This is a genomic window from Streptomyces sp. NPDC058671 (assembly GCF_042716475.1).
GTDB lineage: Bacteria > Actinomycetota > Actinomycetes > Streptomycetales > Streptomycetaceae > Streptomyces.
On the sequence record NZ_JBHXSA010000027.1, the window covers coordinates 14,600 to 28,485 of the forward strand.

General features: G+C 70.5%; 11 protein-coding genes and 1 pseudogene. 5 read left to right on the forward strand and 7 right to left on the reverse strand.

The genetic code is table 11. The annotated features are described in order from the left end of the window. Positions 1-48: 48 nt before the first annotated feature. Both ACFWV2_RS27840 and ACFWV2_RS27845 read right to left on the reverse strand, forming a co-directional pair. The gene (locus ACFWV2_RS27840; RefSeq protein ID WP_384408961.1) at positions 49-924 is read right to left on the reverse strand and encodes a sigma-70 family RNA polymerase sigma factor; all 876 of its coding nucleotides are present in this window, start codon (positions 922-924) and stop codon (positions 49-51) included. Beyond that, positions 921-1,304 carry a VOC family protein gene (locus ACFWV2_RS27845; protein ID WP_384408963.1) on the reverse strand — a complete coding sequence of 128 codons (384 nt, stop codon included), beginning with the start codon at positions 1,302-1,304 and terminating at the stop codon, positions 921-923. Before ACFWV2_RS27845 ends, ACFWV2_RS27840 begins: the two co-directional genes overlap by 4 nt. A 278-nt stretch (positions 1,305-1,582) precedes the next feature. On the opposite strand from ACFWV2_RS27845, the gene ACFWV2_RS27850 reads away from it, so the two are divergent. Continuing rightward, the gene (locus tag ACFWV2_RS27850; RefSeq protein ID WP_384408965.1) at positions 1,583-1,894 is read left to right on the forward strand and encodes a hypothetical protein; all 312 of its coding nucleotides are present in this window, start codon (positions 1,583-1,585) and stop codon (positions 1,892-1,894) included. Positions 1,895-2,342: 448 nt separating this feature from the next. Here the strand turns inward: ACFWV2_RS27850 and ACFWV2_RS27855 are convergent. The 3 genes and pseudogenes from ACFWV2_RS27855 to ACFWV2_RS27865 all read right to left on the reverse strand — a co-directional run. Beyond that, positions 2,343-2,396, reverse strand: a pseudogene (locus ACFWV2_RS27855) (hypothetical protein); the annotation flags it as partial. A 290-nt stretch (positions 2,397-2,686) separates the two neighbouring features. Continuing rightward, positions 2,687-3,772, reverse strand: a complete 1,086-nt coding sequence (locus tag ACFWV2_RS27860) for an LLM class flavin-dependent oxidoreductase (RefSeq protein WP_384408967.1) — start codon at positions 3,770-3,772, stop codon at positions 2,687-2,689. A 117-nt stretch (positions 3,773-3,889) separates the two neighbouring features. Continuing rightward, positions 3,890-4,666: an MBL fold metallo-hydrolase gene (locus ACFWV2_RS27865; protein ID WP_384408969.1), complete on the reverse strand. Its 777-nt coding sequence runs from the start codon at positions 4,664-4,666 to the stop codon at positions 3,890-3,892. Positions 4,667-4,752: 86 nt separating this feature from the next. On the opposite strand from ACFWV2_RS27865, the gene ACFWV2_RS27870 reads away from it, so the two are divergent. Continuing rightward, on the forward strand, positions 4,753-5,364 hold the full coding sequence (locus ACFWV2_RS27870) for a CGNR zinc finger domain-containing protein (protein ID WP_384408971.1): 612 nt from the start codon (positions 4,753-4,755) through the stop codon (positions 5,362-5,364). A gap of 540 nt (positions 5,365-5,904) precedes the next feature. Here the strand turns inward: ACFWV2_RS27870 and ACFWV2_RS27875 are convergent. Continuing rightward, a complete protein-coding gene (locus ACFWV2_RS27875) occupies positions 5,905-7,248 on the reverse strand; it encodes a polysaccharide lyase family 1 protein (RefSeq protein ID WP_384408973.1) in 1,344 nt (447 codons plus the stop codon). A gap of 1,635 nt (positions 7,249-8,883) precedes the next feature. Between ACFWV2_RS27875 and ACFWV2_RS27880 the strand changes: the two genes are divergently transcribed. Then, positions 8,884-9,417 (forward strand): SMI1/KNR4 family protein, encoded by a 534-nt coding sequence (locus ACFWV2_RS27880; RefSeq protein WP_384408975.1) that lies wholly within the window; start codon positions 8,884-8,886, stop codon positions 9,415-9,417. A gap of 615 nt (positions 9,418-10,032) precedes the next feature. Here ACFWV2_RS27880 and ACFWV2_RS27885 read toward each other — a convergent pair. Further along, positions 10,033-11,097 (reverse strand): Lrp/AsnC family transcriptional regulator, encoded by a 1,065-nt coding sequence (locus ACFWV2_RS27885; protein WP_384408977.1) that lies wholly within the window; start codon positions 11,095-11,097, stop codon positions 10,033-10,035. A 262-nt stretch (positions 11,098-11,359) separates the two neighbouring features. Here ACFWV2_RS27885 and ACFWV2_RS27890 point away from each other — a divergent pair, with 262 nt between their 5' ends. Together ACFWV2_RS27890 and ACFWV2_RS27895 are read left to right on the forward strand one after the other, a co-directional pair. Then, positions 11,360-12,772, forward strand: a complete 1,413-nt coding sequence (locus ACFWV2_RS27890) for an ABC transporter substrate-binding protein (protein ID WP_384408979.1) — start codon at positions 11,360-11,362, stop codon at positions 12,770-12,772. Continuing rightward, positions 12,769-13,797: an ABC transporter permease gene (locus ACFWV2_RS27895; RefSeq protein ID WP_384408981.1), complete on the forward strand. Its 1,029-nt coding sequence runs from the start codon at positions 12,769-12,771 to the stop codon at positions 13,795-13,797. The genes ACFWV2_RS27890 and ACFWV2_RS27895 overlap by 4 nt, the downstream gene beginning before the upstream one ends. The last annotated feature ends 89 nt before the right edge of the window (positions 13,798-13,886 follow it).

The following is a 13,886-nucleotide window of genomic DNA, read 5'->3' on the forward strand; positions in this document are numbered from 1 at the left end:
GGCCCGGGTCGGCCCCGGCTCCGCCGTGGGATGACGCCCGACACCGGCTCAGGTTTCGGCGGGCAGATGGATCGGGGCGAGTTTGGCCGGGTCGACGACGATGTGGATGCCGGTGATCCGGCCTTCGGTGACGGTGAAGGCGATGAGGGAGAGAGGGGTTCCGTCGGGGCGCCAGGACATGTGGCCGGGGTTGCCGTTGACCAGCACGGGCCTTTGGCGGGCGACCTCGCCGGAGAACATGCGGGCCCCGGAGGCGACCTTGGTGGCGCCGAGGGTGACGACCACGCCGTCGGAAGTGTCGACGGTCAGCTCCACGTTCGGGTCGAGGACACGCAACAGTGCTTCGAAGTCGCCGCTGCGGGCGGCGGCACCGAACGCCCGGACGACCTCTCGGTGCTCGCGGCCGGAGCCCGTCGGCGGATCCGCGGCGTGGACCTTGCGGCGGGCGCGGCTTGCGACCATCTTGGTGGCGGCGGTGGACTTGCCCAGGATCCGGCCGATTTCGTGGAACGGGACTGCGAACATGTCGTGGAGGACGAACGCCAGGCGCTCGCTCGGGGTGAGCGAGTCGAGCACGACGAGCAGGGCGAGGCCGACCGAATCGGCCAGCGCCGCCTGCTCGTCCGGCGCGGGGCCATCATCGGGTATCACCACGAGGCTCGCGAACTCCTGCTCGTAGGCGATTTCGGGGTGGGTTCGGCGGGATCTCAGAAGGTCCAGGCTGATTCGGCCGACCACCGTGGTCAGCCAGCCCGCCAGGTTGCCGATGGTCGCCGCGTCCTGACGAACGAGGCGCATCCAGGCTTCCTGGACCACGTCCTCGGCGTCGGCGTGCGAGCCCAGCACGCGGTACGCGACGGCGCGCAGCCGATCGCGCTGGGCTTCGAACGCCTCGGTCACAAGGCCCGACGGTTGGGGGGTCACGGCTTTCGCTGCTGACGGAGCGAGACCCGGTTGCCGTCCGGGTCCACCGCCTCGACGCGGACCCCGAACGGATAGTCCACGGGTTCGGCCTCTTCGAAGACGACCCCACGCCGGCGCATGATCTCGAAGTCTTTCCGCAGGTCCTCGGATTCGAGGATCAGCGGACCGGGCGCGCCCGTGCCGCCCGGCTGTCCCGCGGCCGGCGCGTGGGACCAGAGGATGATCTGCACCGGGCTGTCGGGAACGCCGACGGTGAGGAACCGTCCGTCGGGCCCCGGGAAGTCGAGCCGCTTTTCCAGACCCAGTCCCTCGGTGTAGAACTCCAGCGCGCGGTCCTGATCCGTGACGTAGATCGTCACGTACATGATCTTGTTCAGCATCCTGCTCTCGATTCACTCGTTGATGCGACCGTTCGTGGGCGGTCGTCGCTCTCATGACGAGTGCCGACGGGCGAAGGTAACAAGACCCGTGCGCGGGGGCGGAAACGGAACACGCCTCACCGCTGAAACCTGAGAAGCATCGTGCCGGCTTCGTCTCGCTCTGCCGTCCCTGGGAGGCCACGTACCACGGGCAGAGGGCATCAGAAGTACGGACCTACAGGAATTCGCGACGTGCGAGGTCCGCTGCATAGCGAGAAGAACGAAAGAAGTTGGACGTCATGCCCCTGCTCCCCCTCTACGAGGTCGACGTCCCGATAAGGAACACCGCCGGCCTGCGTGGTGTGCACGTCTTCACCGCCACGCCGACAGCCGCGGCCCTGCCGTACGGATCGCCCACAAGGTCTACGACCGGGCCGCCGCCGCGGGGAGGCCGGGCTCGGGGTCCCCTGCAGGCGGCCGGACGGCTGGACGGCTGGACGGGGCGTGGCTACCGGCTCGGCTGGGAGCTCGGCGGGAGGGCGACGGCCGCCGGCCGCTGGAACGAGCCGTACAGCTGGGCCCGCGCCGACGACGGCGACATCGAGCAGTAGACCCGCCCCGGGACAGGCGCACATCGGCGTCCAAACCAGTTCGCCTGCCCCGGGCATCCCCATCCCGTACGAGACGAGAGGGAGATCCCCAGTGGGCCGGGGTGGAGGGTTGCCGGGCGGGGGGCAGTCCGGTGGTCGTCAGGCGGCGGCCAGGTGTGGGCGGGGTCGGAGGGCGCGGGCGAACTGGTCGGTGATGTGGGCCAGTTGCCTCTCGTCGTCGTGGTCGAGGGCCATCGCGCCGTCCGGGGCGGTCGTGATGTGCCGGTCCAGGACGAACCGGCTCTGGCAGACCCGGGCGCCGAGTGAGGTGAGGACCGGGCGCAGCGCGTAGTCGAGGGCGAGGACGTGGGCCGGGTTGCCGCGGTGGCCAGGGGAAGCACCGGATTCCGGCCAGCGCGTGATGGGGCGGCAGGTCGAGGAAGGTCTTGAGTAAGCCGGAGTATGCGGCCTTGTAGATGGGGGTGGCCACGACGAGGGCATCGGCCTCGGCAACCCGGCTCACGGCGCGGGCGAACCGTCAGAAGGCTGACCGGGACCGGGCGACGTGAATGCCGCCGGCCCCGGGCGCGACCTGCCGCTACCTGGCTGAGTGGACGGCGACCAAGCTCCGCTGAGGCCTTGCCACCGATCAGAGCGAGATCGACACCAGCCGCGGCGGAGTACCCTCGTTGACCACACCGTCGGGGTCGGACCGGGGCGGGCTGCTGCGCCAGGGCCTCGAGCGACATTGACGCTTCCTCACCTCCGGTGCTCGCAGTCGCCTTGTGGGCTCTCCAGAGCTGAACTCGACCGTTACTGCGGGCTGTCGAACATGCCGTAGGCGTCGGCGATCAGCTCGGTGGAGCGCAGCCGGGCCTGGGCGGAGTGGCCGACGCTGCCGATCATGAGTTCGTCGGCGCCGGAGTCCCGCTGGACCTGGTTCAGGTGGGCGGTGACCTGCTCGGGGGTGCCGTGCGGGATGTGGGTCAGCCAGTTGTCGACGGCCTGGCGTTCCTGGGTGTTGTAGGTGTAGGCGTCCACTTCTTCGGGGGACGGCAGCAGGTAGGACTTGCGCTGGAACATGCGGAGCATGGCGTGCGCGAGGGTGCCGGCCTGGCGGCGGGCCTCCTCCTCGTCTTCGGATGCCGCGACGGTGAAGCTGACCAGTGCGTACGGCTCGGCCAGGGCCTCGGACGGGCTGAACCGCTCGCGGTACAGGCGCAGGGCGGCGACGACGTCGTGGGGGTTGAAGTGTGCGGCGAAGGCGAACGGCAGGCCGAGCCGGGCGGCGAGTTGCGCGGAGTAGCCGGACGAGCCGAGCAGCCACACCGGCAGGCGGCCGGTGGGAAGGGTGGCACCGTTGAGCCGGTCCTGGGCGGGCCCCGGGACGGCGTATACGCGGTCGGCGTAGGGGTGCTCGTCGGGGAAGTCGTCGCCGAGGAAGTGCAGCAGCTCGGCCACTTGCTGGGGGAAGTCCTCGGCGTCGCTCGCGCCGCGGCGCAGGGCGGTGGCCGTGACCGGGTCGGTGCCCGGGGCACGGCCCAGGCCCAGGTCGATACGGCCGGGGGCGAGGGCGTTGAGCATGCCGAACTGTTCGGCGACGACCAGCGGGGGATGGTTGGGCAGCATGATCCCGCCCGCGCCGAGCCGCAGCCTGCTGGTCTCCGCGGTGAGCCGGGCCAGCAGGACGGGCGGGCTGGAGGTGGAGACGCCGGGCATGGCGTGGTGCTCGTTCATCCAGTAGCGGGTGAAGCCACGCCGGTCGGCGAGCCGGGCGAGTTCGATGCTGCCGGCCAGCGCCTGTGCGGCGGTCTGGCCGGTGCCGGTCATGGCGGAGTCCAGTACGGACAGGGCGGCAGGGGCGGAGCCGTGGCGCGTGCCGCGGATCGTGTCAAACATGGTCGTGTGGTCCTTCGGTTTCGAGGTGTGCGGCGCGCGGGGGCGCCGACCGACGGTCGTGGCAGTTCCTGTCGGCCGGCGCCTGGCTGTCAGGCGTCCGCGTGCGACGCAGGTGGTTCAGTCGCGGACGCCGAAGTCGACGCGGTCGGTGAGCCCGACGGCGGCGAAGGCGGCGACGAGCTCGTCGCGGCCCTCGGTGAAGTGGGCCCAGCTGTCGAAGTGGACCGGCACGATGCGGCGGGCGCCCAGGATGCGGGCGGCCTCGGCGGCCTGCGCGCTGTCGAGTGTGAGCAGCGCGCGGTCCAGGACGGGAGTGCGGACCGCGCCGGCGAACAGCACGGTGGTGTCCACCGGGCCGAACCGGTCGGCGATCTCACGGACCAGGGAGAGCTGGGCGTTGTCGCCGCTGACGTAGATGGTGGGCAGGCCGTCACCGCTCAGGACGAAGCCGACTACCTCGCCGACGACGGGTTCGAGGTCCGCGCGTGCCCCGGGACCGTGCAGGGCCGGGACGCCGGTGACGGTGATCGTGCCGCCCCCGGGGCGGTCGAGCTCAATGGACTCCCAGTCCTTGAGGGGGCGTGCGGTTCCGCCCAGCCTGCCCGCGCCGCTGGGCGTGGTCAGGGTCAGCGGGGCATCGGCGAGCACGGCCCGGCCCGAGGCATCGAGGTTGTCGTCGTGCTCGTCGTGCGACAACAGCACCACATCGATACGGCCCAGATCAGCCGGCGCGGCGGAGGCGGGCGCCGTCTTGGCCAGCCCCGACGGGTAGGTGCCGGGGGCGTCGAAGGTCGGGTCGGTCAGGAACCGCAGCCCGCCGTACTCGATGAGGGCGGTCGGACCGCCGAAGACACGGATGGGGACCTGCTCGCTGTACGCACCGGGTGCTGTCATCACAAAACCACCTCACGGATAGATTGTCTTTCATCCGTGACCATAGGCGCTTGTCACGGATGAAAGCAAGCTGTAGCGTGAGATGTGTGAGTGAGACTAATACCGCCAGCACCGTCGACGTAGTGGGCCCGGGGTTGCCGTCGGCACCGGGCGCTGAGCGCTACCCCGCGCTCGACCTCGCCAACAGCGCCATCGCTCTGCCGGGCGGCCAGTTCCTCGATGTATTGGGCACGCCCTCCGGCGCCAACCAGTGGCTGGTGGACCACGACCTGGCCCCTGCGGACGCGGGCCTGCAGGAGATCTGCGCGGCACGCCTGCGCTCCCTGCGCGAACAGGTACGCGCCCTGCTCTCCGCCCAGATCGGCGGGCATCCGGCTCCCGCCACCGCGCTGGCGGCCGTCAACGACGCCCTCACCCGGGTCCCCACCGCCTCCCCGCTCAGCTGGGATGCGATCCGCGGCATGCACCGCACCTCCCCGCACCCCATCGACCAGATCGTCGACCAGGCCCTCGGCATCCTCGCCGCCGACGCCGCCGACCTCCTCACAGGGCCCGACGCCGAACGGCTGACGGCCTGCCCCTCCACCCCCTGCAACCGCTACCTGCTCCGTGCCGGGCGCCGCCACTGGTGCTCGGTCCGTTGCGGCGACCGAGCCCGCGCCGCCCGCGCCTACGCCCGCCGCACCACGACGCGGTAACAACGCCACACCGCAGGCCCGGCAGGACAGCACTCGCCCCCGGCGCAGCCGGGCTGCGCAGGCCACCACCTCGTGTGAACATCGCCCCGGTGTCGCGGCGCCCGGCCGTGTTGCCGATCCGGTTCTGCCGGGACCGGGGCCGGCGCGACTACACGGGGGCCAACCGGCGATATCCGGCATCCTGGTGCCGCCAGCACGTGGCCCGGCTGGTCCGGCTCTCGCCCAGGAGATGCCGCCCGTTTCGACCGGGTCGCGTCGCCGAGCACTGGCGGGGCTGCAGCCGGACCCTTCGACCGAAGCCGTCGAGGTGGCACCACAGGTAGCGGCCGGGCCGCTCGTGGAGCATTTATGCTTCTGGCCACCGAGAACAAAGTCATGCGGCCTGCGTGAACCGTCCTGTGGGCTGATGCCCGGCAGACGCCGTGAGGGGCCCGGGAACGCATCCCGGGCCCCTCACAGTCCGTGGCGCGGCGGATCACGCGGCACGAGTACGCGAAGGCCGGCGGCTCGTGGTCTCCCGGCCCTCGCGTGTCTCAGGTGTTACTTGAGCACGCCCGCCCCTGTCGTCGTCGCCAGCGACGTCGGCAGGTTGCCCGCCGAGGTCTCCAGGCCCGTCGTGAGGGTCGGGGTCCAGTTGACCGTGGTCTTCAGGTCCTTGGACGAGGCGGCGTTGTAGGCGGCGACCAGGTCGGTCACCGTTCCGTTGACGAGGTTGCCGGAGCCCTTGACCGAGCCGGTGCCGTCACCGCTGAGGAGCTTGGCGGTTTTCGCGCCGGACGGCAGCTTCCAGTGGTTGTTCTCCGCGACGACCTGGGCCTTGGCACGGGAGTTGATGCTGTACTGCGGCGTGTACCCGTTGAGGGGCGTCACGTCGTAGTAGTTGTTGTAGATGTGGATCTGGCCGATGCGGGCCAGCGGGGCGCGCTGCATGATGCCCTTCCACACGTTGTGGTGGATGGAGACGCGCAGTTTGCCGACGCTGTCGGTGTCGCTGCTGCCGATCAGCATCGTCTTGTCGTGGTTGGTGAACTGGTTGCGCGAGACGGTCACCAGGTCGGATCCCTTCGTGATGTCGAGGGCGCCGTCGTGGATCTGGTACTCGCGGCCGAAGTATTTGGGGTTGGCGGTGTCGAAGTGCGGCGCGTCGGTGAACGTGTTGTGGTCCGCCCACACGTGGGTCGCGCCGCGCAGGGACACCGAGTCGTAGTTGGAGTTCCAGTTGCCGTCGTCGCCGTCGGTCGGGTCCCACTGCGGGAAGCAGTCCTCGGTGGCGGCGAAGGTCAGGTTGCGGACGATGACGTTGTCCACGTTCTGAATCTGGAGCATGGCCCCGGTGAGGCCGGCGTTCGTGCCAGGGACGCCCACAAGTGTCGTGTTGGCGGGCACCTTGAAGACGATGTTCTTACCCTGCTTGGCCTGGGCGGCGGCGCGTGCCGTCTCCTGGGTGCCGGAGGGCAGTTTGGAGCGGCCATAGGCGGCCGGGTCGTAGGCCTTGAGGTAGGCCGACAGTGAGTAGCCGGTACCGAGGGCGTAGTCCGCGCAGGTCAGCTTCTTGCCGCTGTCATCGGTGTTGGCGTCGATCATGCCGTTGATCTTGATGATGCGGGGCGTGGTGTCGGAGACCGGTCCCAGCGCCTTCACGAGCTGCGCACGGGTGGACACGGAGAAGGTGTGGGCGGCGTCGGCCTTCGTGCCACCGGTGGTCCCCGTACCGGAGGATGCCCAGCCGTCCTTGGGGGTGAGCGTCTGGTGGTACAGGTCGACGGTCCCGGCATTGGCGTTCATCACGACAACACCAGCGCCGACGCCTGCGGCCACGACAGCCGCGCAGATGACGGCGGCACGACGGGAACGGAGGGACCGGCGATGGGAGCGAGCAGCCACGGGGCTTCCTTACAGAGAGAAGAACGGAGTTACGCCCTGTCAGTGACCGCCGAACCGCGAATGGTTGCCGCGCCCGGAGAATCTTCCTCCGCATGTCCCGCCGCTCAATGTCGCCCGAGTTCGCCTCCACGTCGCCTTACCCGATCCGATCAGCTACGCCTCACTGCGGGAAGCGCTGGGCAACAGCGGATCCGGCAAGTCCACCCTGATCCTCGACAGCCTCGCCTCCGCTCGCGAAGCAGAACGCCGCCGACGACCCGCTGCCCGAGTACGTCACCCGCCTCACCACCGACGCCCCGCTCTCCGCGCTGCGCCGTATCGATGCCACGCCGATCGGCGCAAACTCGCGTCGCCTGCCCGGACCGTCGGGTGCGCGCCCGCCGTTCCGCGGCCGTCCGGAAGTCCTGCCTGGTCACTCGTCACGGTGGACCCGGCCGCGACGTCCCCGGACCGTATCCCCGCTGCGGCAGCGTGAACCCATGCACCCCCGCCACATCCTCCTCGCCGTTCCCGCCGCGCTTCTCACCAGCGGAGGCGTGGCTGTCCCTCACGCTCCCGCCCCTGACACTCCGCCCCGGCCCGCCGCGCTTGCGCCCGCCGGCCCGGCCGCCGCGCGCCCGGCCGTAGGGTCCGGCGGAGCCAAGCCCGCCGGCCGGACCGCACCGACGACGAAGCGGCCCGCGACCACGAAGAGCACGAAGAGGAAGACCATCAAGGCCCCCGCCAGGAGGGCCGCCAAGCCCCGCCGGAGCCCGAAGAAGACCACCCCGCGTCGGCAGCCGACGACGGGGCAGGCCCCGCAGATGCGCGAAATCTGCCGCCAAGCCCAAAGCATTCAGGCCCCTATGGGCGCACCGGAGTGGTGCAGGAGAATGTACGGCCGCTGACCCCGTGCCCTGCGGCCAGGGCACCGTCGTGACCCGTGGCCCGGGTCCGTTGCTGCGCCGTTTGCGGGGGCCGGCTGCCCGGAGAGCGGCAGTCGGGCGCCGGTACTGCGATGGCGCCTGCCGGACACATGACTACCAGGACAGGAAGGCCGCTGAGCGGATGTTCGGTCTCGGGGTGGTGCTAGGAGGCGCCCAGATGCCTCCTAGCCCGGCTCCCATGGGCGACCTTGGCGAACCGCACCAGCGCCCGCAGCCGTCCCGGCGGTATCACGTCCAGGTCCTAAGCCTGCCCCCGACAGCGCGCAGGAATTCGTAGCGTTCCAGGGCATTACCGACCCCGTCGGCGGAGATGTCGCGCGGCGAGCGGCGCAGCCGGTCCGGCTCGGACAGGCGCTTGCCCGCAGGCACGACGACCAGCTGCTGCAGACGAGCGGCCTGCCCCAGTGGTCGGGGTTGCGGCGAGGGTGGCCCACAGGCGCTTCTCGGCTCGCTCGCGGGTGCCGGAGACAAGGCGCTCCAGCACGGTCACCCCGGGCACCACCTTCTTGCCGACCAGAGGCTTGGTGGCGAGGTCGAAGAGCGGGGTCGGGCGTTCGTTGCCGATCCAGGCGCGCTGGTACATCCAACGGGGGTCAGCGCTAGGCGATGTCCTTGGCGAGGTCACGGTGGATCAGGCGCACGTCCAGGGGGTTGAGGGACAACGGAACGAAGACCGGTGCTAAAAGATTGTTGTATGTGGGTTCAACGAGTGATCGAACTGACCGGGTGGGAGCCGCTCGGAATCTCCGTCGACTGGGCGGCGATCGAGGGAGAGCTGGGGATTCCGCTGCCAGCAGACTACAAGGAGCTCTACGAGGCGTTCGGCGGCGGCGTCTTCAGTGATGCCGTCTGCTTTCTCGGGCACGACGAGGGCCGCGCGTTCGACTTCCTGTCACAGTGGCGGGTCTGGCTGTCGGTCGACCAGGACAGCGAGCTCGGGAGCGTCTCCGCCGTCGATCCCTACGCGATCTACGCGCCGGGCAGCAAGGGGCTGGTGCCCTGGGGCTCCACCGAACGGGCGGACGGGTACTTCTGGCTGATCGATGCCGAGCGGCCGGGCGATTACCCCGTCCTTGCGCGGCCCGAGGACGGCGAGTGGTGCCGGTATGACATGTCCACCTATGAGTTCCTCTACCGCGTCCTTGCCGATGCCGATTTTCAACCTTTCGGGATCGCACAGTACGACCTCGGCACGACGTTCAAGCCCGGCTCCGGTGACCCCTTCGACGGCCGGCCGCTCTGACGAGAGGCTGGCCGTCCCACGTTCGTGGACACGACAGTGCCGTCGTTTCTCATCGCGATTCGTGAGCCGGGTGATCACCACCTGCCTCCGGAACCGGTCGCCAAACGCTGTTCCCAGAGAGGTTCTGGCTCACCTTCCGTTTCCAGTTCGCCGGGTCGACCCGCGCGGCGGACCGCTTCGCCGAGCACGGGCCGCTCGGCTACCCGGCAGAGTAGAACCGCTGACGATCGTCCTCTCGCGTGGACCGTACGCCGGGTCACAGTCGCACGGAACTCGACCCGTCCAGGTGATCCGGGCAACGCCCCCCGATTCCACCACCACCGAGGGGCGCACTGGCGGGCATGGAACCGATTGACCCCATCCACGTCAGCGAGCCGGCCTGATCGTCCTGGACAGCCGCCACCGACGGAGCGACCCTCCAGGCAGCCGTCGAACAACTCGGTCGGCACTGGGCGACCTCCGGGACACCACGGGTACGGCGCGTCCCCGAGAACCCGACCGGCTCCGCAGTCCGGAAGGTGCGTCGTCAGCGGCAACGACCGCTGACGGCCCTGCGCGTGTCCGGCGGATCGGAGGCGGATGGGTCGCGGCCCGCCCCTGCCCCTCGCGCACGGCCTATGCGTGCGGGTCCGCCCAGACGTCCATCGGCACGCACCCCTGGCTGCGTCCGTCGGGCCCCATCATGCGGCCCATCCGCTTGACCCAGCGCAGGGTGACGGCCCGGTTGAGGACACGCAGGTCCGGGATGGTCGCGGCGAGGCGGGCTTCGTAGCGGGCGATGTCGTTGGTTCCGTGGGCCCACACGACGGCGAGCAGATTGGCCTCGGTGGCCGTGGAAGCGGACAGGCGGGTGTCGCGCAGGGCCGCCAGTTCCCCCGCGGCTCTGGCAAGTTGGGCAGGAGGCACACTCATCCACACGGTGAAGCTGGTGTGCCAGCCGGTGTGCGGCTGGGCGGCCTCGCAACGCAGCACCGCCTTGCCGCTGCCCAGGACTCCCGCCAGTAGGCGCCGCACCGTCGCCTCGGGCCGGCCGAGCTCGGCGGCGAGCGAGACGAGGGAGCGGCGGCCGTCGGGAGCGAGCGCGAGGATCAGACGGCGTTCCTCCGAGGTGATGGGACCGGGGTCGGGTCGAGGCCCGGCCCCGGGGCCGGGCAGGCCGCGCTGCTGGTCCCGGGAGAGCGAGTCGAACCGCCACTGGCTGGCCTCACGGTGCAGGAATTGCACGAGGTGGGTGCGAGTGCCGGTCACCCCGGGGATCTTGCCGAGGGCAAGGACGTAGTCGACCATCGTGGCCCTGTGACGGGCGGCGACGGTGAGCAGCAGGTCACTGGAGCCGGCCACCATCTCCACGCTGAGCGCCTGTGGATGCCGGGCGCACTCGGCGGCGAGGGCCTCGCGGTCCCGCGGCAGGCAGTTGACTTCGATCAGCGCCAGGGCGCCGTACGCCACCTGGGAGGCGCCCATGTAGCAGGTGACCCACGCCGTTCCCGAATCCCTGAGCCTGGCCCAGCGTCGCGAGAGGGTCGCCGCGTCCACGCCGAGAGGGCCGGCGAGCTGGGACCAGGGAGCGCGGGGAGCCACCTGGAGGGCGGTGATCAGCTCCAGGTCGAGTTCGTCCAGTGTCGAGCCGGGGGCAGTCGTGGTCGTCGCCCAGGGCGCGGTTGTTGCGCATTCCCGCATCAGGTCCACCTCCGAACACGGATTCTTGCAATTCCGGGGTGCAACCGGAAGGGGGCGGATCCTGGAGCCCACCTCACACCGCCTCCTCCCTCCCCGGAGTTTCACCATGTCCTGTCCCCGGTTCCTAAGCGGCGCCATAGCGGTCGCCGCCGTGTCGCTCCTCACCTCCGCCTGTACGACCGGATCCAACCCCTCCGTGGATGGCGGCGGCGCGGGCGGCGCCCGGGGCGGGGGGACCGTCAGGCTGGCCCTCACATCGGACGTGACGACGTTCGATCCGATCAAGCAGCGGGCGGCAAGCGATTATGTCGTGGGCCGCCTGATGTATGAGACGCTCGTCGGCCAGGACGACGACGGCACGATCGTGCCCCGGATCGCGGCGAAGTGGGATCAGTCCCCGACCGGCGTGACGTTCACCCTGAAGAAGGGTGTGACCTGCTCGGACGGCAAGCCCCTGACCGCGTCGCAGGTCGCAGCCTCCCTCACCCGGTACCGGACGTCCTCGGCGGGTGCCGCGATGACCTTCGGTCCGGGTAACACCGGCGCCGGGACCACGATCACCGGCGACGACAAGGCCGGCACGGTCAGCGTCAGACTTGCCGCTCCGTGGGGCGAGCTCCTTCCGGGCCTGGCGAACACCACCACCGGCGTCGTCTGCTCTCCGGGGCTCAGCGCCGGGGACCGGCTCGGCACAGGCGCCGTGGGGGGTGCGGGCACCGGTCCGTACGAGCTGGTGGGGTCCGAGCGCGGATCAACGTACGAGCTGAAGCTGCGCGAGGGCTTCGACGCCTGGCCGCGGTACGCGGCAATGCCCGCGGGCAGGCCGGCGGGCACCTTGAAGGTGTCGGTCGTGAAGAACGAGTCGACGCTCGCCAACCAGCTCCAGACGGGGGCCGTCGACTTCGGGGCGTTCACCGGACCGGACGCGGCCCGCTTCGGCAGGGGCGGCTTCACGATCGCGGCGGCTCCCCTCATCCGCAATTTCGTCGCCTTCAACCAGCGCGAGGGCCATCCGGGCGCCGACCCGGAGATCCGGAGGGCGGTGGCGCAGGCGATCGACGCACGCGCGTTCAACAGGGTCTTCGGCGACACGGGCCAGGTCATGACCTCGTACGTGGACGCCAGGGCACTGTGCGTCTCCACCGACGCCTCCCTCCTGACGAAGACGGACCCGGCCGCCGCGAAGAAGGTCCTCGACGGCGTGAAGATCGAGCTGGTCGGCTCCAACGCCGTCGCTCAGGGCGCGGGCAACACCTACGTCCAGGAGGCGCTGCGCGCCGCCGGTGCCGACGTGAAGCTGACGAACGCCGACAACGGCACCTGGGCCACGCGGGTCACCGGCAACCAGGGGAACTGGGACCTCACGGTGTTCCCGATGATCTACGGACAGCTGGCGCGCGGCGGCGTCCACTTCATCGGAGAAGAACCTGCCAAGGGCCGCAACTTCGGCGCCGTCGACAACAAGGCGTTCCTCGCCGGGTACGGCGCGGCGACCACCACTGTCGACCAGAACGCCAAGTGCGCCGCATGGCAGAAGGCCCAGAAGGCCCTCCTGCACGCGAACGACGTGGTGCCGCTCGCCACCGTCAATGTCCACTACGTCTTCCGCGCGGGCATCTCTGCCGCCACCCCGGCAGGCGCCTTCGACCCGGCCACGCTGCGGATCGCCGAGTGACGGCGACACCGGCGCACGCCCCCGTATCAGCGGCCAGGAAGGGCGCGGGCCCGCAGCGGTCCGCGACCCGCCGCGGCCTCGCCCTCGGCCCGTGGGGCACCTTCCTGCTGCGCAGACTGGCCGGTCTCGTCGCCGTCGCCAGCACGCTGGTCGTCGTCACGTTCCTGATCGTCCAGCTCATCCCGGGCGACCCGGCCCGCGTGCTCGCCGGCGTCGACGCCTCTCCCGAAGACATCGAACGGCTGCGCGGCCAACTAGGACTCGATCAGACCCTGTCCACCCGGTTCGCGGACTACGCGGGCGGACTCTTCCACGGCGATCTCGGCCTGTCGTTCCAGACGCGTGAACCGGTCGCCGACATCATCGCCACGCAGTTGCCCTTCACCGCCGAACTCGCGCTCCTCGCCATCGTGGTGGTGCTGCTCGTCGCCGTACCGCTGGGCCTTGCGATCGCCGTGCGCGGAAGCCGCCGTACCGACAGCGCGTTCACGTTCACCACCTCGCTGGTGGGCGCGACCCCCGAGTACGTCATCGGCACCCTGCTGGTGTTCGTCTTCGCGGTCACCCTGGGTGCCTTCCCCGCGGCGGGCGCCGAGACACTGACCTCCCTGGTCCTGCCCGTAGCGGCGATCGCCCTGCCCGGAAGCTGCATCATGGCGCGCATCGTGCGCCGCGAGGCCGCCTCCGTACTCGCCCAGGACTACATGCGCACCGCGCGCGGACACCGACTGCCGCCGCTCACGCTGTACACCCGGCATGCCCTGCCCAACCTGCTCACCGCCACCCTGACCCTGGGCGGGCTCATCCTCGTCTCCCTCCTCGGCGGCACCGTGATCGTCGAGTCGATCTTCGCCTGGCCGGGCATGGGCCAGCGCGTCGTCGAGGCGATCCTGGCCCGCGACTACCCCGTCATCCAGGGCTGCGTCCTCGTCCTCGGGCTGCTCGCCGCCCTCCTCAACCTCGTGGTCGACGTGGTGCTCGGTCTGCTCGACCCGCGCGCCTTGGCCGGAAAGGACGGTCGCTGATGCGTACGAGATCCCCGCGCCCCGCGCCCCCGCACGCGGCATCCCCACGTCCCGCATCCCCGAACTCCGCATCCTCACGGCCCACACCC